The sequence below is a fragment of the Guptibacillus hwajinpoensis genome (assembly GCF_020171785.1).
GTDB classification, from domain to species: domain Bacteria; phylum Bacillota; class Bacilli; order Bacillales; family Guptibacillaceae; genus Guptibacillus; species Guptibacillus sedimenti.
In genome coordinates this window covers 312955-333497 of record NZ_JAIVAE010000003.1, presented here as the reverse complement: position 1 = coordinate 333497, position 20543 = coordinate 312955, and the positions used below count along the sequence as shown (strand labels likewise).

Sequence of the window (20543 nt, the reverse complement as noted above, 5' to 3'; positions counted from 1 at the left end):
CTCATGAAAATCGCTTTAATCGCGCACGATAAGAAAAAAGACGATCTTGTTCGTTTTACACTAGCTTATAAAATGATTTTAGATCCACACGACCTTTATGCGACTGGGACAACTGGAAAACGAATCATAGATGAAACTGGTTTAAACGTGCATCGTTACCAATCTGGTCCTCTTGGTGGGGATCAGCAAATTGGTGCAATGATTGCAGAGAATGATATGGATGCAGTGATTTTCTTTCGAGATCCCCTAACAGCACAGCCGCATGAGCCAGATATTACAGCGCTCATTAGACTATGTGATGTATATGATATCCCGCTAGCAACAAATATGGGCAGTGCGGAAATACTTGTTCACGCCCTGGCAAGGGGAGAATTGGATTGGAGAGAAATTGTACATGGAAGAAATAATACTTGATATACTTGCGTTTGGGGCCCACGCAGATGATGTTGAAATTGGAATGGGTGGCACGCTAAAGAAACTCGCTGAAGAAGGTAGGACGACAGGTATTTGTGATTTAACAGAGGCTGAACTTTCTTCAAACGGTACTGTTTTCACCCGACATCACGAAGCCCAGCATGCAGCTGAAATTTTGTCGGTAACAACGCGTTTAAATATGAAATTTCCTGATCGTGGATTGGGTATTTCAGATGATAAGCTTTCAGCACTAGTTAAAATCATACGCAAGAAAAAGCCGCGGATTGTTTTTGTTCCTTACTCAGAAGATCGCCACCCGGATCATGGTCATGCGGCTCGATTAGTGGAAGAAGCCGTTTTTTCAGCGGGCATTCGAAAATATCATCCACAATTAGGAGATGCTCATAAAGTAAGTCAAATCTATTATTACTTTATTAACGGATTCCATCGTCCTCAATTTACGATTAACATCAGTAATCAAATTGAGGCAAAAAGACAATCGCTTGAAGCGTATGAGAGTCAATTTACTCTCACGTCCGATAGTGTATCCACTCCTTTAACAAATGGGTACGTTGATAAAGTAATTCATCGAGAATATTTATATGGCAAAGAGTCAGGAGTAGAATATGCAGAAGGGTTTATTGCGAAGAACCTGCTGTCCCTGGAAGAATTTCCGTTAGGAGAAAGACGATGACATTAAAAATAGGAATTACTTGTTACCCAACTGTGGGGGGATCTGGCGTTATTGCGACAGAACTTGGAAAGATGATGGCTGAAAAGGGGCATGAAGTTCACTTTATCACAAGTAGCGTTCCATTCCGCCTGGATACGTTTCACCCCAACATTTATTTTCACGAAGTTGAAGTCAACCAATATGCTGTTTTTCGTTATCCTCCGTATGATTTAACCCTTGCTAGTAAAATGGCAGAGGTGATTCAACGAGAAAACCTTGATCTCCTTCATGTTCACTATGCTGTTCCGCATGCTGTTTGTGCTTTCCTCGCGAAAGAAATGGTTGGAGGAGATATTAAAATTGTTACAACCCTGCACGGAACAGATATTACAGTACTTGGATATGATCCGTCGTTAACACAACTAATTCGATTTGGTATTGAAAAATCTGATCGCGTAACAGCTGTATCAAACGATCTCGTTGATCAAACACACCGATTACTTGAAACAGACAAACCGATTGACACAGTATATAACTTTGTAGATGAACGCATTTATTATCCAAAACCTCCTGCAGACTTGAAGAAAAGTTACGGCATTACGGAAGAGGAAAAGGTTATTGTTCACATTTCGAATTTTAGAGCGGTAAAACGTGTTCCTGATGTCATTAAGGTATTTCACCGCATCCAAAAAGAAATGCCTGCAAAGTTATTGCTCATTGGTGATGGCCCTGAAATTCAAGTTGCCTGTCGACTCGTAAACGATTTAGGGTTAAAAGAGAAAGTGAAGTTTCTCGGTAAACAAGAAAATGTAGCTGAAATTCTCTCTATCTGTGATTTGAAATTATTGTTATCTGAAAAAGAGAGTTTTGGTTTAGTTGCTCTTGAAGCGATGGCGTGTGGCGTACCTGCAATCGGAACGAACATAGGCGGAATTCCGGAAGTCATTGAACATGAGGTGAACGGGTTTATAGCAGAAGTTGGTGAGATAGACATTATCTCCGCTTATGCTGTGCAGTTACTATCGAATAAAGAGTTGCATAACCAAATGAGTTCGGCCGCGGTTAAAGCTGTTCAAACTAGATTTGCTTCCCAACGCATTTTAGAACAGTATGAGGCGATTTATTATAAAACGCTTCAGGGGGCACTTACTTGATTATACTAACGGGTAGAGCTTATGAATGTTGTCTTGAGGTGCTACAACTTCTGAAGGACGCCGGACATGAAGCGTATATTGTTGGAGGCGCAGTGAGAGATGCGATACTCGGTTTACCTGTTTCTGACTTTGATCTTGCCTCTTCAGCTAAACCTGAAGAAATCATGGCTAGTTTTCATACAGTCATTCCAACAGGGATCGATCATGGAACGGTTACTGTTATTTATGATGGGTTTTCATACGAGATAACAACATTTAGAACTGATGTGTCTTATAATGATTTTAGGCATCCAAATGCGGTTTCTTTCTTAGGTTCAATAGAGGAAGATCTCGCGAGACGTGACTTCACTATGAATAGCCTGGCGCTTTCAATAGATGGAACGCTTATCGACCTATATGGTGGACAAGAGGATCTTAAAAATCGTCTCATTCGTACGGTCGGTAATCCAGATGAACGATTTCAAGAAGATGCATTACGGATGATAAGAGCCCTTCGATTTCAAAGCACGCTTAACTTTACACTTGACCAACAAACGGAACAAGCGTTAAAGAAACAAGCGGACTTGCTTCAATATGTTGCAATTGAAAGAATTCAAATGGAGTTCAGCAAACTACTAGCTGGAAAAGCCGTAGATCAAGCACTTCATACACTTGTCCAGGCAAATGTTCATCTCGTTTTACCAGAACTTCAAGAAATTGAGCAATCATTTGATGAATTTCCTTTTTTGGTGAATTTAACGACAGAAATAGAGCGGTGGGCGTGGCTATCTTCCACGACTGAAAAGCCAAGTCAATTTTTAAAAAAGTGGCGATTGTCAAATCGGATTATTAAAGAAGTGGAGCATCTTTTAGTAAATGTAAAGAATTCACAAGATAAAGGGTGGAATAAGGAAACCGTTTATAATGCACTCCCAGAAGTGAAGTCATGTGAGAGGCTTCGATCGGTGTTCGAAAAGCGTCGTCCGTTTCTTGAAAGTGTGGAACAGATCACTTCAAACCTTACGATAACCTCCTCCAAAATGCTTGCTGTGACAGGGGAGGACCTCATTCGCTGGAGAGAATGCTCTCCAGGACCGTGGGTTGGTGAGGCTCTAAAGCAAATTGAGCTAGCCGTAATCAATGATGAAATTAAAAATGAGAAATCCAGCATTAGAAGGTGGCTTAAACAGTGGCAGACTCAATAAGGCAGCGCCTGCTGCAAATGCTTGAAGAGCATGCAGAAAACTACGTTTCAGGTCAAATGATAAGTGAAACGCTCAACGTATCTCGAACAGCTATTTGGAAACACGTGTCAGAACTTAGGAAAAACGGCTACGAAGTTGAAGCAGTTCAAAAAAAAGGTTATCGAATTGTTTCCAGACCGGATATGCTTAGTAAAGAAGAAATTGCTCTTAAGCTAACGACCAATTTTCTAGGGAAAACCATATATACTTATCCTACTGTCGAATCAACTCAATTTATTGCGCATGATTTAGCCCATCGAGGAGCTTCCGATGGCACCATCATTGTAGCTGACGAACAAACAGCAGGGAAAGGAAGACTTGGTCGCTCCTGGCACTCTCCTAGTGGGAGCGGGATTTGGACAAGTATTATTTTGCGTCCGAAACTCCCACCTCAGAGGGCACCACAGTTTACACTGATTGCTGCGGTTAGCGTGGTGCATGCGATTCGTAAGCAAACGGGACTTGAAGCAGAAATTAAGTGGCCGAATGATATTTTAATTGATGGAAAAAAAGTTGTGGGCATACTGACAGAACTTCAGGCTGAAGCAGATCAAATTAAGTCAATCATTATTGGGATGGGCATTAATGTGAATGCGAGCAAAGAAGATTTTCCGGATGAGTTAACGACCGCAACTTCGCTTAAGATTGAGTCTGGCAGGGATATAACCCGTTCAGCCCTTCTAGCTGCCATATTAAATGAATTAGAAACGCTTTATGAAGAATATTTAAACAATGGATTTAGGATGATCAAACTTCTATGGGAAAGTTATGCAGTTAGTCTAGGTCGTAAAATAAAGGCTAGAACGTTAAATGGCGTAATCGAAGGCCTTGCAAAAGGGATTACAGAAGAAGGCGTGCTGCTTTTAGAAGATGAAAGTGGAAAGATGCACTATATTTATTCTGCAGATATTGAAATCTGTTAACGATTGTGTCATATTTTCTGCTATACTAACAGGTGTAAGGGCGGTATCTGATTAGAGCCGCACCATTTATTCTTACTAAAATAATAGTCTGCCTTGATCCGTATGGACTGGGACAGAGGGATAAAACCGATGAAGTAATCTCCTAACGTGGAGTTTTGCGGCAAGTCTATGCGTACATAGACTGATGGGATACCCCTGTCTGCTGCATTTCCATGTTAGGAGGTTTTTTGTGCGGTGAAATGTTCCTCTAAAAAAAGGAGGAAAAAGATGAAGACGACAAGCGATTTCAAAAAAATGAAAGTAAACAAAGAGCCAATTGTGATGTTAACCGCATATGATTATCCTTCAGCAAAACTAGCAGAAGCAGCAGGGATGGATCTCTTGTTAGTAGGTGATTCGGTAGGCATGGTGGCACTTGGTTACGATTCAACTGTACCGGTTACGATGGATGATATGGTTCTGCATACGAAAGCAGTAAAACGTGGAGCGCCTCATACATTTGTAGTAACAGATTTGCCCTTCCTTACCTATCATAGTACTTTTCAAGAGACGCTTGCACATGCAGGAAGACTTATGCAAGAAGCTGGGGCTCATGCAGTTAAGCTTGAAGGCGGTGGAGAAGTTATTCCACAAGTAAGAAAGTTAACTACAGCAGGTGTACCGGTTATGGGCCATTTAGGACTAACACCGCAATCTGTAGGCGTATTAGGTGGCTATAAAGTACAGGCAAAAGAATCTGATAGTGCGGCCTTACTCGTTAGAGAGGCAAAAGCAATAGAAGAAGCAGGAGCCTTTGCGCTTGTATTGGAATGTGTCCCTCAACAGCTAACGGAAATTGTGGCATATGAGCTTTCAATTCCAGTCATTGGCATTGGAGCGGGTGTTCAGGCAGATGGGCAAGTTCTCGTTTATCACGATGTGATCGGTTATGGTACAGGTCATGTACCTAAATTTGTGAAGCAGTATAGTCATGTTTCAAACGTTATTTCGAAGGCGATTGGTGAGTATGTTGCAGAAGTGAAAGAACGTCAATTTCCAGAGCAAAAGCACTCGTTTAATATGAAGGAAGAGCAGCTATCAGGGATGTACGGAGGGACGAGATCATGAGAATCATAACGACGATCAACGAAATGCAGACTTTTTCTAAAAAAACGTTAAGATCGGGGAAGACGATTGGCTTTGTACCTACGATGGGTTATCTTCATGAAGGACATATGAGTCTTGTTGAAGAAGCGTTGAAACAAAATGATTGCGTTATCATGAGCATATTTGTAAATCCTTTGCAATTTGGTCCGAATGAAGATTTTGATCGCTATCCGAGAGATTTGAAGCGCGATGAAGAACTTGCGAAACAGGCGGGAGTAGACATCCTGTTCTATCCAAATGTGAAAGAGATGTATCCGAAAGAACGTACCACACGATTAACTGTTCAGGAACGTGTCGATACATTATGTGGTGAATCAAGGCCAGGACACTTTGATGGCGTAGCTACCGTCGTTATGAAATTGCTTCAGATCGTTCTCCCAGATCGCGCTTACTTTGGTATGAAAGATGCTCAGCAAGTAGCCGTGATAAAGGGGCTTGTGGAGGATTTTAACGTTCCCGTTGAAATCGTACCGTGTCCAATTATCCGAGAGGAAGATGGGCTTGCGAAAAGCTCGCGTAATGTATATTTAACGCCTACTGAACGAGAAGAGGCCATTCAGTTGTCAAGAAGTCTTGATGCTGCAGCAAATGCGATTGAGCGAGGGGAAACGAATCCAGTACGGATTAAAGAATTGATTATTTCTTATTTAAACCAAACTTCTGGAGTGATTGATTATGTTGAAGTTCTTTCATATCCAGCGTTAGAAGCCATTGATGTGATGAAAGAAAACATCATTGTAGCGGTGGCTGTTCAATTTACTGCTGCACGACTCATAGATAACAAGGTTACAACTAGAAGTGAAATTGCGATAGGAGTGTAGAAGATGTTTGTAACAATGATGAAGGGTAAAATTCATCGCGCCCGTGTAACGGAAGCTAATTTAAACTATGTGGGAAGCATTACAATAGACGAGGACATTATTGAAGCTGTAGGCATGCTTCCGAATGAGAAAGTTCAAATTGTAAATAATAATAATGGTGCAAGGTTAGAAACATATATTATTCCTGGTGAAAGAGGATCGGGAGTTGTTTGTTTAAATGGAGCAGCTGCACGACTTGTTCAAGAAGGAGACGTCGTGATTATTGTTGCTTACGCTATGATGAGTGAGGAAGAAGCGAAACAATATACGCCGCGCGTAGCCATTATGAATGAACATAATACGATCGTTGATATGATTGGGCTAGAGCCTGAAGCAACAATTTTATAAGAAAATGCTCTGGACTCTGTCCAGGGCATTTTTTTGAAGGATGATATGGAAAGTTCTTTTCACCATGCGTGCTCTCAGATATAGAACGCTTCCTTCTAACCCACAGCGGACTATGTTTTAGAAAACATTTAGGTAAATTGAGTTTAAATGAATAAGAAATTATTTTCCGTTCAAGAGAAAAAATGATAAAGTAATGAAGGTAACCGCTTGAAGGGTTGAAGCAACTGAGGTGAAAACGTATGAATCGATATACCATAATAGATTTTGAAACGACAGGAAACTCCCCTAAAAATGGGGATCGAATCATTCAGATAGGATTAGCAGTTATTGAAGATGGAGTGATCGTTGATCGGTATGCATCATTTGTAAACCCTGAGAAATCACTTCCTGTATTTATACAACAATTGACAGGAATAACGGATGAAGATTTGAAAGATGCACCATTATTTGAAGAGGTGGCTCCAGAGCTTCTCAAACGATTGGATGGGGCTTATTTTGTCGCCCATAACGTACGATTCGATCTTAACTTTATGAATGCTCAGCTTGATGTGAGTGGATATGATCCGTTTACAGGACCAACAATTGACACGGTGGAACTTGCTCGAATATTATTGCCAACAGCAGAAGCATATAAATTGTCTTCCCTTGCAGAATATTTAGATATTCAACATGACAATCCACACCAAGCAGATAGTGATGCTGAAGTGACAGCTGAACTATTGCTCTTTCTTTTTGATAAACTGTATGGTTTACCACTTGTAACACTCGAACAGTTAGCGGAGCTTTCCACTCGACTATCGAGCGATATGGAAGTGGTCTTACATGAGATCATACAAGATAAAAAGAATAGGATTGAACCAGAAGGTAATTTTGAGATCTTTCGAGACATTGCGATTAAGTTACAAGAACAAACCAGTGAAGTGGATTCTCCCCATCAGTCGATTCAATTCGAGAATGCACAAAAAGAGTTTGAACAAAAAATGGCTGAAACAATTCCAGACTTTGAATTGCGAACGGGTCAAAGCGATATGATGAAGCAGGTGGCTCATGCCTTTGATACAAATCAACATATTCTCATTGAGGCAGGAACAGGTATAGGTAAATCATTAGGTTATTTACTACCTGGAGTCGTTCATGCTAAGAACTCCGGCAAGCCAGTTATTGTTAGTACCCATACAATTCAATTACAAGAACAGCTGCTACATCGAGATCTGCCTTTTCTTCGTGATATTTTACCATTTTCCTTTAAAGCTACGATTATCAAAGGAAGAAGTCATTATTTAGACTTAACCCGGTTCGAACAACAGCTACATCACGTTGAAGAAGACAATTACGATACGATTTTAACGAAGTCACAAATTCTCGTCTGGCTTCTTGAAACGGATTATGGGGATGTGGAAGAGTTAAACCTTTCTAGCGGTGGAAAGATTTTTTGGCATCAGGTAAAAAGTGATGCAGCCGTTTCCGCTAATCACCGTTCTCCATGGTTTTCGCGTGACTTTTATCATCGAAGAAAACGCTTTGCGATGAATGCGGATTTAATTATTACAAATCACGCTTTATTATTCAGTGATTTAATTAATGAGCATCAGTTATTACCCGCTTATCAGCAGGCCGTGATTGATGAAGCTCATCATCTTGAAGATATTGCTACTGAGTTTTTTGGCATCAAAACCGATTATTTCTCGATTCTACAGGGGTTTGTCCGAATGGGACTAAAGGATGGCGACGGAATTTATGGAAAAGTTCTGAGCATTTTAAAAAACCTGGAAGTCGAAGTAGAAGAGACAAAAAATGAAATTGATGCATATGTGAAAACGATTCTTGGAGATGTTGATGAACTTTTTCGTATGCTTCATCGTTACGTACAAAAAAACATTCATCGCTCAAATGAAATTGGTCGATTAAGCTATCGGATTACAGGTGAGAATGGCTCAGCTTGGGAAGCAATTCAAGAAGCAGCACATCGTTTGGTTTTCTATCTGAAAGATCTAGATAAATCATTAAAAAAGCTAGAGAAAGAACTTGATTTAAAAGAAGATGAGCTAACGAGAGAACAGTTAAATACGTCAGCTGACTTTAAAGGCATTCATGCTTCTGTTTTAGAGGAGCTTTCAAAAGTGGACTATCTTCTTCTTAATGAAAGTGAAAATGATGTAAAGTGGGTAGAAATTGATCCTAAAGGATCGTTAAATTCGGCATTTTTGTTCAGTAGACCAGTGGAAGTGGGTTCCCTACTTTCAAGCGACTACTTCGGAAAGAAAAAAAGTATATTGTTAACATCCGCTACGCTAACAGTAAAGAATTCGTTTGATTATATTACGAAGCGACTTGGTTTGGATGAATTTGGGCCGCTCATTCACCAATATCATTCTCCATTTGACTATAGTGAGCAAGCACGACTGATGATACCTACAGATTTGCCTATGATTAAAGATGTATCCGATGTTCAATTTGTTGAACATATTACGGATGCGATTCTTCAAATTGCCCGCGTCACGAGGGGAAGAATGCTTGTTTTGTTTACATCTTACGACATGCTTAAAAAAGCACATCATCGGATGAAAGAATTAATCGCTCATGATGAACTAACGTTGATTAGTCAGGGTGTTGATAGCGGAAGCAGGGTTAGGCTAACAAAGAATTTTAAAGAAAGTGAAGACGCGATTTTGTTTGGTACGAGTAGCTTCTGGGAGGGTGTGGATATTCCAGGAGAAGATTTAAGTTGCCTTATCATCGTTCGCCTTCCATTCTCGCCGCCTGACAACCCCGTTTTTCAGGCGAGATCAGAGCAATTGAAAAGTTCGGGTGGTAACCCATTTATGGAACTTTCGCTGCCTGAAGCGATTATTCGCTTCAAACAGGGGTTTGGTAGGCTCGTTCGCTCGCAGCGTGATCGAGGTGCAGTATTTATATTCGATCGCCGTATCATTTCGACTAGGTACGGTCGATTATTTGTAAAATCCTTACCTGATGTCCCATTAATTAAAGGGACAACAGAAGAATTGGTAAATGAACTAGATCTCTGGTTATAATGCACATCTTCATCACAAACTACTTCTATGAGGAGGGATTGTGATGAAGAAATTACTTGTGTTGATGATAAGTACTTATAGTCTTATGCTCGGTGCAACGAGTGCTGAAGCCTCAATTCAATCTGTTGATCTTCATTTAAGAAATCATGAAGTGGCAGTGACGTTTCTTGACCTTTCAATTGGAGAAGCCATTCTTCTTCAATCAAAAGAAAATGGAGCTGTTTTAATTAATACAGGTAGTTCTCATTCCGAACAAGAGTTAATAAATCGTCTGAAAATGTTTAAGGTAAAGGAAATTAGAAAACTTTGGCTTACAAATGCGGATGAAGCTTATACAGGGAATTTTTCCAACTTGCTTCACTATTATGATGTGAAAGAAGTGTTTTTATCAAAAGGAGTAGAAACGGCTTTTCTTACATCGATTCCATCCCACATTCGTAAACAGCACATTCAAGAAAATCAACAGCTTGAGCTGATGGAGGATGTGAATGTAGAAATACTGAACATCTCTAAGACAGGTTCCGTTACTTTTATGCTATCCTTAGGAAGTCAGGATTTATTAATGATGGGGGAAACAGATCTTGAACTTGAAGAAGAAATTGCCTCTTCCGGGAGAGCGGTAGAAGTTTTGAAAGTGGCTAATTTTGGTGCTGGAAATGGCAGTTCAACCGAATTTCTTAGTGCAATTGATCCACAAATGGCAGTTATCTTTCGTCATAACAACATTGACGTAAGTGAATCGGTACTCGAACGTTTGAATGAAAGCTGGACGGACGTTTACTATCCTTATCGAATCGGAAGTGTGACCCTTCGTATTCAAAATGATCGCTATGATGTCATCACTCTTCCTACAAAAGAAACAAGATAAAAGTTTCCTCATCGAAATTGTTGCAAAAAAACGGAACTTATTTAAAAATAGGAAGAGAAAATGTTTTTTATAAGGTTTGTGTAAGAAAGCAACATAAAAAAATAGCCTGCGCATGGCGCAGGCACTGTTGGAAGTGGAGCAGATTTAATGCACCGTCTCTGACGGTACTTATAGTTTGTCTCACCTTCTGCCATCTATAAGTAGTAAATTTATCCCGGAGTAAGCGCAGCACTCCATATAGGCATCAACACATATAGCACAGGGAGATGACAGGAATGGAAAGCAACATTGAAGTTTTATCGACAGTAAAAGTGAGTAAGTCCCTTGATATTTACAAAATTGTAGATTCGTTAAATCGTACGTTAAAAGAAAAAGACCTCATGTTTGGGCTTGCACTTGATGAAGAAGATCAGGAACAAATGATTTTCACGATCTATCGTACATAATAGGGTGATAGTATGCGACTGATAGGAATTATTGCTGGTGTTATTGTAGCACTGATGATTTGGCAAGGAGTCTCTTTTTATAACGCTATTACGGATCATCCTGATAAGTTAGAGGACAAAGCGATTGCTCGAGCTGAATCTGAAGCAGTGATCGAAGAAGTTGATAATGCCGTCCAATATCATGGGACGAGTGATGCGTATGTCGTCTTACAAGGAAGCGATAAGAACAAGGATGAGGTTTACGTTTTTGTACCAGACAACGCTCAACCTCTTGTAACAAAGAAAGTGGAGGAAGGCGTTAGTGCAGAAACGGTTAAAAAGAAATTGAATAATGAATTTTCTCCACAAGAGATTATTAATATCAAACCAGGTATTGAAGTGAATCAAGAAAAGAAACAAGTACTCGTATGGGAAGCAACGTTTATTGATACCGACAATCGCTATACATTTGCCTATTATTACTTTAGTAATGGGGACTACTGGCGCTCACGGTCGATTAAACAAAGTTAATGGATTTAAGGGAGGAAATGAAATGCAATTATCAACTCGTGTAGCAGCTCTAACACCATCTGCCACTCTAGAAATTACAGCAAAAGCAAAAGCGTTGAAAGCTGAAGGTCATGATGTAATCGCACTTGGTGCAGGCGAACCTGACTTTAATACGCCTTCACATATTCTGAATGCAGCTAAGAAAGCAATGGATGAGGGACTAACAAAATATACGCCTTCAGGTGGTATTCTTCCTCTAAAAGAAAGTATTATCGCAAAGTTCCAGGAAGATCAAAATATCGCTTACAATGCTGATGAAATCATTGTGTGTACGGGAGCGAAACATGCGCTTTATACATTGTTTCAAGTAATCCTTGATGAAGGTGATGAAGTCATTATTCCTACACCTTACTGGGTAAGTTATCCTGAACAAGTAAAGCTAGCTGGCGGAAATCCAGTTTATGTAGAGGGTAAAGAAGATCATGCATTTAAAGTAACAGTGGCGCAGCTAGAGAACGCGATCACGCCTCAAACAAAGGCGGTTATTATTAATTCTCCTTCAAACCCAACCGGCTCGATTTATACACCAGATGAGTTGAAAGAAATCGGTGCTTTTTGTTTAGAAAACGATATTCTTATTGTTTCTGATGAAATTTATGAAAAGCTCGTTTATGATGGAGTAAAACATACTTCTATCGCAGAACTTTCTACGGATTTAAAAGAACAAACGATTATCATTAACGGGGTATCTAAATCACATTCGATGACTGGATGGAGAATTGGGTATGCAGCAGGACGAAAAGAAATCATTAAAGCAATGACGAACTTAGCAAGTCATTCTACGTCAAATCCTACATCTATTTCACAGTATGCTGCTTTAGCAGCTTACGAAGGGTCACAGGAACCTGTCAATGAAATGAAAACAGCATTTGAAGAACGATTGAACACCGTTTATGAAAAACTGAATAATATTCCAGGATTTACTTGCGTGAAACCTCAAGGGGCTTTTTACCTGTTCCCTAACGCAAAAGAAGCAGCAGAGAAAACAGGGTATGAAAATGTCGATGCTTTCGTCAAAGGACTTTTAGAAGAAGAAAAAGTAGCGCTTGTTCCTGGCTCAGGATTTGGCTCGCCTGATAACGTAAGACTATCTTACGCAACATCACTCGAAGTCATTCTCGAAGCTATTGATCGTATTGAGCGATTCGTAAAGTCCAAACAGGCTTAAGTGAGTTGTTCAATATACAAATTACCGGTATAATAAGTACCGAACATTCGATTTAGCCATCTTAATAAATAGATGCATGGCGCTATTCTCATTATAAACTGGGAATGTGCGCCAATTTTTTCTAATTAGTTGGAGGGAAATTAGCAGTGAAAACGACGATTTCAAACGTAAATAAGCAGGTTGAACAAACCGTTACAATTGGTGCCTGGTTACATAATAAACGATCTAGTGGTAAAATCCAGTTTCTTCAGCTTCGCGATGGTACTGGCTTTATTCAAGGAGTTATGGTTAAGAAAGAAGTTTCTGAAGAAGCATGGGAAACAGCGAAAAATCTTACGCAGGAATCATCCGTTTGGGTAACAGGAGTGGTACGTGAAGATGATCGATCTCAATCTGGCTATGAATTAACTGTCACGAACGTGGAGCTTATTCACGAAGCTGTCGATTACCCGATTACCCCTAAAGAACATGGGACAGAATTCTTAATGGATAATCGTCATCTATGGATCCGTTCAAGGCGTCAAAATGCGATTCTTCGCATTCGAAATGAAATTATTCGCGCTACGTACCAGTTCTTTAACGAAAATGATTTCGTTAAAATTGACCCGCCTATTTTAACAGGAAGTTCGGCAGAAGGCACAACGGATCTCTTTCATACGAAATATTTTGAAGAAGATGCTTATCTTTCTCAAAGTGGACAACTTTACATGGAAGCAGCTGCAATGGCTTTTGGACGCGTTTTTTCCTTTGGTCCAACGTTCCGTGCTGAAAAATCCAAAACCCGTCGTCACTTAATTGAGTTCTGGATGATTGAACCTGAGATGGCGTTTATGAATCACGATGAAAGTCTTGAGGTTCAAGAACAATATGTCAGCTTCCTTGTGAAATCAGTACTAGATAATTGTCAATTAGAATTAAAAACGCTCGAGCGAGATATTTCAAAACTTGAAGCGATTCAAGCGCCGTTCCCACGTATTTCTTACGATGATGCCATTACATTGTTGAAAGATAAAGGATTTACGGATATTGAGTGGGGCGAAGACTTTGGTGCACCTCACGAGACAGCCATTGCTGAAAGTTTCGAGAAGCCAGTCTTTATTACGAACTACCCGAAAGATATTAAGGCCTTTTATATGAAACCAGATCCTGAACGCGAAGAAGTCGTTTTATGTGCTGACTTAATTGCTCCCGAAGGCTATGGTGAAATTATCGGAGGTAGTCAACGAATCGATGATTTATCTCTTATGGAAAAACGCTACGAGGAACACGGCTTAACAGATGATGCTTATAAGTGGTATCTTGAACTACGTCGTTATGGTTCTGTTCCACATTCAGGATTCGGTCTTGGTTTAGAGCGGACGGTTGCCTGGCTTTCAGGTGTGGAACATGTTCGTGAAACAATTCCGTTCCCACGTCTTTTAAATCGTCTATATCCATGATAAACTAACAAAGCTGACGCTTCTTTCGTTATGAGAGAAGCGTCTTTATCTGAAAAATTGCCGAAATTAGAAGCATTTAAAGTACCAAAGATGGATATTGTTAGAGGATAGATTAAAAAATGTATTGCACGTAGCAAAGGCATTTTTTTCTACTCCCATCACAAAATGCCGGCATGCTATAATGAAAGGTAGAGGTGGATGGGATGAAGAAAGAACAAATCATTCATATGATGAACGAAGGAAATGTTTCAGTACCAAGATTGTTGTTAAACCACTATGTTCACATTGGTTTGCAAGAAGAGGATACTTTCTTTTTAATTAAGCTACACAGTTTTATTGAACAGGGAAACACTTTTCCAACGCCAGAAGAGCTTGCATCAGCGATGACCTATTCGCCTCAAGCTTGTTTGGATAAAATACAGCAGTTGATGCAAAAAGGTGTTTTAACAATTGAGGAACACCAGAATGATGTGAAAAGTTATTATTCAGAAGCCTATTCGCTTCTACCATTGTGGGAAAGAATTTTTAAAGCAATTGAGCAGGAAGAAGCAGAAAAGTCTGCAGCGAAAAACATGGAAAAGGAAGAAAGTCTTTATACGTTATTTGAGCGTGAGTTTGCAAGGCCGCTCTCGCCAATTGAATGTGAGACACTTGGGATGTGGATTGATGCTGACAAGCATGATGCAGAGCTGATTAAAGCAGCGTTAAAAGAAGCTGTGCTCGGCGGTAAGTTAAACTTCCGCTACATTGACCGAATTCTTTTTGAATGGAAACGAAATGGCATCAAAACGATAGAACAGGCGAGGGCCTACGGCGAAAAGTTTCGAAAGCATCAGTACGATAAAAAATCGCCTGCTAAAACAGAAACGAAAAATGATTCAAACCAAAGTGCACCAATCTATAATTGGCTTGGACGATAAATACGTATCAAGAAAGCGGAAGTGTGGCTTCCGTTTTTTGTTTGTGAAGAAATAAAAATCGTTCCGAACGGAAGAAAGGAAGTTGGACTGTTGTTAACGAAAGCCCAAATACAAACTGTTCTTGAAACAATGGGAGAGATGTTCCCTGATGCGCATTGTGAATTGAATCATTCGACACCTTTTGAACTTGCTATTGCTGTGGTCCTATCGGCTCAGTGTACAGATGCTCTTGTTAATAAGGTAACGCCGGGCCTATTTGAGAAATACAAGGGTCCAGAGGATTTTCTTCATGTGCCAATTGAGGAGCTAGAAAATGATATAAGACGCATTGGCTTGTTTCGAAACAAAGCAAAAAATATTAAAAAGCTAGCAAGAACCGTTGTAGAACAGTATAACGGGGTCCTTCCTGGGACGAGAGACGAATTAATGGCGTTAGCTGGGGTAGGCCGAAAAACTGCGAACGTGATTGCTTCCGTTGCTTTCAACGTACCTGCCATTGCTGTTGATACGCATGTTGAGAGAGTGAGTAAGCGTCTTGGAATTTGCAGATGGAAGGACTCAGTACTTGAAGTAGAGAAAACGCTCATGCGAAAAATTCCAGAAGAAGAGTGGTCTGTGTCTCATCATCGCTTTATTTTCTTCGGAAGGTATCATTGTAAAGCGCAATCACCACAGTGTGAAATTTGTCCGCTATTGGAACTATGTCGAGAAGGACAAAAGCGAATGAAGCAGCGAGCACGTGGTAAGTAAAGAATAGTTAGCAGTAATGTTAATAAGAAAGAAAAGCCCACTCTGCGTATACGCAGAGTGGGCTTTTGAACATTATTCGTTTTCATTTGCAGGTGGAGCATTAGCTGGAGCGTTTCCCTCTGGAGCGGGTTCTTCAGTATTCTCATTATCTTCAGGATTATCAGGCTCAGTTGTTCCAGCATTGTTACCAGAACCATCTTCACCATTACCACCTGAACCGTTGTTGCCCTGGTTTCCTTGATCATCTCCAGCGTCAGCATTTCCACCTTGATTATCGGCAGGAGGCTGTTCTTCATCTCCCTGGTTCCCTTCGGTGTCGCCGCTACCGTCTTCACCTTGGTCATTACTTCCTTCTTCAGGTGGTGTTTCGCCTTCTTCTTCAGGATTTTCTTCTTCTACCGGCTCTTCAGGCTCCTCTGATTCTTCTTCTTTCGGAACTGACACGGAAGTTTCAGCTGGTTTCGTTGAAACGCCTGAATCGGAGACGGCTGTTACTTTAAATTTATATTCGCTACCTTTTTCAACATTTTGTACAGTAAATCCAGTGTCCCCGGTTTCCGTCAACCTTTGATAGCTACCGCCGTTTACAGCCATTTCGACTTTATAGGTGAAGGATTTATCTTCACCAGGCTGCCAAGAGAGGGCAATGCTATTAGAATCAGCATTGTACTGGGCAGATAGCCCTTTTACGCCATCAGGTTGTTCGTATTTGGTAGACGTTTTTTCTGGCGTGCTTCCTTTCACAAAAAGTTCATACACGATTTGATCTTTCGGTGTGTAGTCACTTGGAAGAAGCCCCGTGCTTTTTTCTACGCCAACTTCTACAACAGAATCAGGTTTCTGGAAGTCAGCCGTGTTAACGCCTTCTGATACTTGACTCATAATTTCTTTGAATATCAGTTTAGACGTATCGTCTTCCCCTTTATTTGAATCAAGATAGTGGGCATTTGGTTCGTTGTATCCTGTCCAAACAGCCATCGAGTATTCAGTCGTGTATCCCGCAAACCAGGCATCCTTAACAATTCCCGAAGTAGGAAAACCTTGTTGCTGAATGGTATTAGCATCGTGGTTCGTTGTTCCTGTTTTACCGGCAACAGGAAGACCAGGGATTTTGACATCGGTTCCTGTTCCTTCATCGACAACTGACTTCAGCATATCGGTAATCATATAAGCAGTATAATCATTCATTGCCTTCTCCGGTTCAGGCTCAAGATTAATTTCTTTTCCATCCGGGAAAACCACTTTTCGAACGGTATGAGGTTCGTTGTACGTTCCACCATTACCAAATGCGGCATACGCACCGGTCATTTGGAGGGGAGAAGTGCTAAATGTCCCAATAGCAGCAGTAGCAACCATATCCTCATCTTTTAGCCCCATACCAAGTTTATTAGCGAACTCTTGAGCTGGTTCTACTCCAATCTCACGGTAGGTGTTTACAGCGGGCACGTTATATGACATTTCAAGAGCACGTCTCATCGAAACCTGGCCACGGTATTTGCGGTCCCAGTTTCGGATATTTGCGTCACCTATTTGTAATGGCTCATCTTTAATCGAGCGTCCTGTTGACCATTGCTCATTCTCAATCGCTGGACCATATGCAATAATTGGTTTAGCGGTTGAGCCTGGCTGGAATTTACCAGTGGTCGCATAAGTAATGATATTTTCATCTTTTCGCGTTTCACCTATTGCGCGAATGGAACCAGTTTTCGTATCCATTAGGACAAGACCTGAACGCATATCTTCATTTGAATATGGATAGTTTGCTATTACGTTAGACGTAATATCTTGAGCGCGAGTATCAAGCGTAGTATAAATTTCTAGTCCACCTGAGTAAATATCTTTTTCAGAAATATCGTCACGTTCTCGAAGCTCTTTGACAACTTGATCCATAAAGACTTTATATTGATCGCTTTCTTTTTCTTCCGTAAGTGCCACAATCATATCGCCAACTTTTTCAGCCTGATATTTATCGGCTTCTTCTGCTGTGATCACACCCTGTTTTTCCATTAGGCTAAGAACGACATTACGACGCTGCTCAGCTTGATCAGGATATTCATAAGGATTGTAGTAAGTTGGACGTTGTGGTAGCCCTGCAAGTAGGGCAGCTTCACCTGGTGTTAATTCTTCTTCAGTAATGTTCTTACCAAAGTATGTTTCGGCAGCATCGACAACGCCCCATGCTCCGTTACCGAAATAAATTTTATTTAAATACATTTCTAGTATCTGATCTTTTGAATATTCTTGCTCAAGCTTAATGGATAAATAAGCTTCTTGAACTTTTCGTTCTAATGATTTTTCAGATGTTAATAGAGAGTTTTTAATTACCTGTTGCGTAATTGTACTGGCTCCTTCAGCTCCAAAACCGTTTGTAATGTTTGCAAGAACGGCTCCACCAATTCTTCTTGGGTCAATACCAAAATGTTCATAGAAACGAGTATCTTCAACTGAGACAAACGCATTTTTTAGAACATCTGGTATTTCATCGATTTTTGCTACTTCTCTTGCATCAGCGCCTTCGATTGTTTGAACCTCTTCATCATCTCGGTCAAGAATGACAGATGACTGTGGATTCGTAAGCTTATCAGGATCAAGCTCCGGTGCACTATTAATATAGGCAATGGCTGTTATACCTCCAGCAACTAAACCGACTAGAAATAAAACAATTAATGTAAGAAAGATTTTTTTGAAAATACTTTTCTTACCTGATTTTTTGGGAGCTTTCTGCTTCTTACTACTTGTTTTACGTCTTTCTTGACGTGATTGATATTCACTCATGAATATTCCTGCCTTTCAAACCTGTACTAGTAATAGGATTCGAATGAATCCATTGTTTTATGAATTAAATCGAAGACATCATTAGCTGAAATACATTTTATCAATAATTTTCAGATAGTCAATGCGTGGTTGAAAGGTATATGGGATATGTGTGCCTTCTTTTTCAATCTCTTCTTTTTTAATTGATTTCCTGCCGCCGTCTTTCATTAATTGCCAATGAGAAAAGAGAGCAACTGCATCAAGTAAAAAAACCTCATCGGTGATTGAAAAGCGGAGAAGGACAAAGCAAATTCCATCATGATCCTGTACTTGTTTCATATGACTGATCTGGTGTTCATGAAAATTATTTAAAGGAAAGGACGTTTTGTTCTTCGTTTCTTTGGCTTCAAAATCGATGTATTTTCCTCTATAGACTCCATTATAATCGGTAGTCGAAGCCTGTTTGAAGTAAGCTTCTTTAATAACAGCCGCACTCCGTTTCGGATAATCAACATTAACAATTTGGACGGGCGTAGGCTTTTTGTGAATAACGGCTTTACCTGTTGAGAGATAATACGTATTACTTTGATTAATATCCTCTTCTAGTGTCATACCTCGGTTGCTATATGACTTTTGTTTTTGACTTGCCAGCTGATTCTGAGCCGAAGGGACGTACGGCTTTCCGTTCGGATATCGAATCGGCACGTTAATCATCCTTTCTATTTCGAAGGTGCACTGAATCTATTTTACTTTACTTAATACGAGTTGTACGACAAAAATGTTTCAAGCAGGTGAAAAATGTTGTGAAAAACGCGTTGGAGATCATTCGTCAAATTAGAAGAGAAACGAAAAAGTGGAATATGGATAATATTTCACGTACCGTATTTTATCATCACTATTATCAACGGAATCCAGAAATTAAATGGGCATTTTTAGCTTCAATGGTTTCTCGGAATGCGGGTTGGAGTATGTGTGATTTACAGGGAGAGTGGTTTCCAAAAGCATTAACGAAGCAACAATTAATCAATTTCTTCATGACATATGAACGCGCCAATTGGACAATATTTGATGATGCAGCGCCACAGCTTATGCTATACGAAATTAGCAAAAGAAGAAAGAGATCTTATTTTGAGCTTGGACAAAAATTAGATATATCGGAATTTATTTTGAAGGAATGGGAAAAGTTTTTTCAAACTGGTGATGAAGAGCGCTTAATGACGGCACTAATTATAAATGAACAGCATGTGATTGAAGCGCCAGTAATGGAACATCATACTTATGCAAAAGAAGTTTTTCATTCTTTCTTTTTTACAATTCAAGATTGGTTTCATTTTAGTACGGTTCTCTTTCCAACTTTGAGAGGTGAGTTATACGGTTTATCTGTCAGTCGTTTCCGACATACGAAAGATCGCATTGAGCTTGGGAAAAAATTAGCTAAGTTGCTCTTTCATCCGACATATTTTGAAGAGTTTTATCGTTTCGCGACAAACACGTATCCTACAGGGACACGATTTGATTATGAGCGGTATATGAATAAAAAGCGAGAAGGCAAAATGCTACGTCAAGTTTATCCGATCATTCATCATCATCGAAAAGAAAGACGAGATTGGTACCATGGGCAATCACTCGTAAAGAAAATGCTAAAGAATGACGTAACGCTTCCAGCTGAACTTGCCTTATCGGATTGGTATGAAAAGAAAAGAAGTGAAATTCGTGTTGCTGTTGAAATAGAAAATTTGCTCATAAAAAAAAGCAGGAGATAACCCTGCTTTATGTGGAAGGACGATCGGGGCCTTCCGTTTTCTTATTTCCGTACCCAGTTTTCGGTTCTTGCTGTTTTGTTTTTTGATTTGGTTTATCAAATTTTTGTTTT

Annotated in this window: 19 protein-coding genes; 17 read left to right on the top strand and 2 right to left on the bottom strand. The window is 40.0% G+C overall.

The genetic code is table 11. The features are described 5' to 3' along the window. The first annotated feature begins 3 nt into the window (after window positions 1-3). From mgsA to nth, 16 genes are all read left to right on the top strand, one after another. On the top strand, window positions 4-414 hold the full coding sequence (gene mgsA / locus LCL91_RS05655; RefSeq protein ID WP_098443948.1) for a methylglyoxal synthase: 411 nt from the start codon (window positions 4-6) through the stop codon (window positions 412-414). Continuing rightward, window positions 395-1108, top strand: a complete 714-nt coding sequence (gene bshB1, locus LCL91_RS05650) for a bacillithiol biosynthesis deacetylase BshB1 (RefSeq protein WP_224880743.1) — start codon at window positions 395-397, stop codon at window positions 1106-1108. Before mgsA ends, bshB1 begins: the two co-directional genes overlap by 20 nt. Further along, a complete protein-coding gene (bshA, locus tag LCL91_RS05645) occupies window positions 1105-2241 on the top strand; it encodes an N-acetyl-alpha-D-glucosaminyl L-malate synthase BshA (protein WP_224880740.1) in 1137 nt (378 codons plus the stop codon). The genes bshB1 and bshA overlap by 4 nt, the downstream gene beginning before the upstream one ends. Beyond that, entirely contained in the window at window positions 2238-3425 is a 1188-nt protein-coding gene (locus tag LCL91_RS05640; protein WP_224880737.1) for a CCA tRNA nucleotidyltransferase, read from the top strand. The genes bshA and LCL91_RS05640 overlap by 4 nt, the downstream gene beginning before the upstream one ends. Then, window positions 3410-4387 carry a biotin--[acetyl-CoA-carboxylase] ligase gene (locus tag LCL91_RS05635; protein ID WP_160919003.1) on the top strand — a complete coding sequence of 326 codons (978 nt, stop codon included), beginning with the start codon at window positions 3410-3412 and terminating at the stop codon, window positions 4385-4387. The genes LCL91_RS05640 and LCL91_RS05635 overlap by 16 nt, the downstream gene beginning before the upstream one ends. 267 nt (window positions 4388-4654) lie before the next feature. After that, a complete protein-coding gene (panB, locus tag LCL91_RS05630) occupies window positions 4655-5494 on the top strand; it encodes a 3-methyl-2-oxobutanoate hydroxymethyltransferase (RefSeq protein ID WP_224880735.1) in 840 nt (279 codons plus the stop codon). Then, complete coding sequence (gene panC, locus LCL91_RS05625; protein WP_224880733.1) at window positions 5491-6354, top strand: pantoate--beta-alanine ligase; 864 nt, start codon at window positions 5491-5493, stop codon at window positions 6352-6354. The genes panB and panC overlap by 4 nt, the downstream gene beginning before the upstream one ends. A 3-nt stretch (window positions 6355-6357) precedes the next feature. Beyond that, entirely contained in the window at window positions 6358-6741 is a 384-nt protein-coding gene (gene panD / locus LCL91_RS05620) for an aspartate 1-decarboxylase (protein ID WP_160919006.1), read from the top strand. Window positions 6742-6980: 239 nt separating this feature from the next. Next, window positions 6981-9776, top strand: coding sequence for an ATP-dependent DNA helicase DinG (gene dinG / locus LCL91_RS05615; RefSeq protein ID WP_224880731.1), 2796 nt, complete (start codon window positions 6981-6983; stop codon window positions 9774-9776). Between the two features lie 43 nt (window positions 9777-9819). Then, window positions 9820-10644, top strand: a complete 825-nt coding sequence (locus LCL91_RS05610) for a ComEC/Rec2 family competence protein (protein WP_224880729.1) — start codon at window positions 9820-9822, stop codon at window positions 10642-10644. 275 nt (window positions 10645-10919) lie between these two features. Further along, window positions 10920-11090: a YpmA family protein gene (locus LCL91_RS05605; protein ID WP_136947239.1), complete on the top strand. Its 171-nt coding sequence runs from the start codon at window positions 10920-10922 to the stop codon at window positions 11088-11090. Between the two features lie 12 nt (window positions 11091-11102). Further along, window positions 11103-11600, top strand: a complete 498-nt coding sequence (locus LCL91_RS05600) for a DUF5590 domain-containing protein (RefSeq protein WP_224880727.1) — start codon at window positions 11103-11105, stop codon at window positions 11598-11600. Window positions 11601-11622: 22 nt separating this feature from the next. Continuing rightward, window positions 11623-12807, top strand: a complete 1185-nt coding sequence (locus LCL91_RS05595; protein WP_224880724.1) for a pyridoxal phosphate-dependent aminotransferase — start codon at window positions 11623-11625, stop codon at window positions 12805-12807. 146 nt (window positions 12808-12953) lie between these two features. Then, window positions 12954-14246, top strand: a complete 1293-nt coding sequence (asnS, locus tag LCL91_RS05590; RefSeq protein ID WP_224880722.1) for an asparagine--tRNA ligase — start codon at window positions 12954-12956, stop codon at window positions 14244-14246. Between the two features lie 203 nt (window positions 14247-14449). Continuing rightward, on the top strand, window positions 14450-15166 hold the full coding sequence (locus LCL91_RS05585; protein ID WP_224880720.1) for a DnaD domain-containing protein: 717 nt from the start codon (window positions 14450-14452) through the stop codon (window positions 15164-15166). Window positions 15167-15256: 90 nt separating this feature from the next. Continuing rightward, the gene (gene nth / locus LCL91_RS05580; RefSeq protein WP_224880718.1) at window positions 15257-15916 is read left to right on the top strand and encodes an endonuclease III; all 660 of its coding nucleotides are present in this window, start codon (window positions 15257-15259) and stop codon (window positions 15914-15916) included. A gap of 72 nt (window positions 15917-15988) precedes the next feature. Here nth and LCL91_RS05575 read toward each other — a convergent pair whose 3' ends face one another. Then, window positions 15989-18691: a PBP1A family penicillin-binding protein gene (locus LCL91_RS05575; RefSeq protein ID WP_224880716.1), complete on the bottom strand. Its 2703-nt coding sequence runs from the start codon at window positions 18689-18691 to the stop codon at window positions 15989-15991. An 81-nt stretch (window positions 18692-18772) separates the two neighbouring features. Next, window positions 18773-19375, bottom strand: a complete 603-nt coding sequence (gene recU, locus LCL91_RS05570; RefSeq protein WP_224880713.1) for a Holliday junction resolvase RecU — start codon at window positions 19373-19375, stop codon at window positions 18773-18775. A 98-nt stretch (window positions 19376-19473) separates the two neighbouring features. Between recU and LCL91_RS05565 the strand changes: the two genes are divergently transcribed. Next, a complete protein-coding gene (locus LCL91_RS05565) occupies window positions 19474-20433 on the top strand; it encodes a DUF2515 family protein (RefSeq protein ID WP_224880711.1) in 960 nt (319 codons plus the stop codon). Window positions 20434-20543 lie beyond the last annotated feature (110 nt).

What these genes read in the sequence shown, in the direction of transcription:
- LCL91_RS05585 (WP_224880720.1), top strand. Translation starts at nt 14,450, where the DNA reads ATGAAGAAAGAACAAATCATTCATATGATGAACGAAGGAAATGTTTCA.
- bshA (WP_224880740.1), top strand. Translation starts at nt 1,105, where the DNA reads ATGACATTAAAAATAGGAATTACTTGTTACCCAACTGTGGGGGGATCT.
- panB (WP_224880735.1), top strand. Translation starts at nt 4,655, where the DNA reads ATGAAGACGACAAGCGATTTCAAAAAAATGAAAGTAAACAAAGAGCCA.
- LCL91_RS05595 (WP_224880724.1), top strand. Translation starts at nt 11,623, where the DNA reads ATGCAATTATCAACTCGTGTAGCAGCTCTAACACCATCTGCCACTCTA.
- mgsA (WP_098443948.1), top strand. Translation starts at nt 4, where the DNA reads ATGAAAATCGCTTTAATCGCGCACGATAAGAAAAAAGACGATCTTGTT.
- LCL91_RS05600 (WP_224880727.1), top strand. Translation starts at nt 11,103, where the DNA reads ATGCGACTGATAGGAATTATTGCTGGTGTTATTGTAGCACTGATGATT.
- dinG (WP_224880731.1), top strand. Translation starts at nt 6,981, where the DNA reads ATGAATCGATATACCATAATAGATTTTGAAACGACAGGAAACTCCCCT.
- panD (WP_160919006.1), top strand. Translation starts at nt 6,358, where the DNA reads ATGTTTGTAACAATGATGAAGGGTAAAATTCATCGCGCCCGTGTAACG.
- panC (WP_224880733.1), top strand. Translation starts at nt 5,491, where the DNA reads ATGAGAATCATAACGACGATCAACGAAATGCAGACTTTTTCTAAAAAA.
- bshB1 (WP_224880743.1), top strand. Translation starts at nt 395, where the DNA reads ATGGAAGAAATAATACTTGATATACTTGCGTTTGGGGCCCACGCAGAT.
- LCL91_RS05605 (WP_136947239.1), top strand. Translation starts at nt 10,920, where the DNA reads ATGGAAAGCAACATTGAAGTTTTATCGACAGTAAAAGTGAGTAAGTCC.
- LCL91_RS05575 (WP_224880716.1), bottom strand. Translation starts at nt 18,691, where the DNA reads ATGAGTGAATATCAATCACGTCAAGAAAGACGTAAAACAAGTAGTAAG.
- LCL91_RS05610 (WP_224880729.1), top strand. Translation starts at nt 9,820, where the DNA reads ATGAAGAAATTACTTGTGTTGATGATAAGTACTTATAGTCTTATGCTC.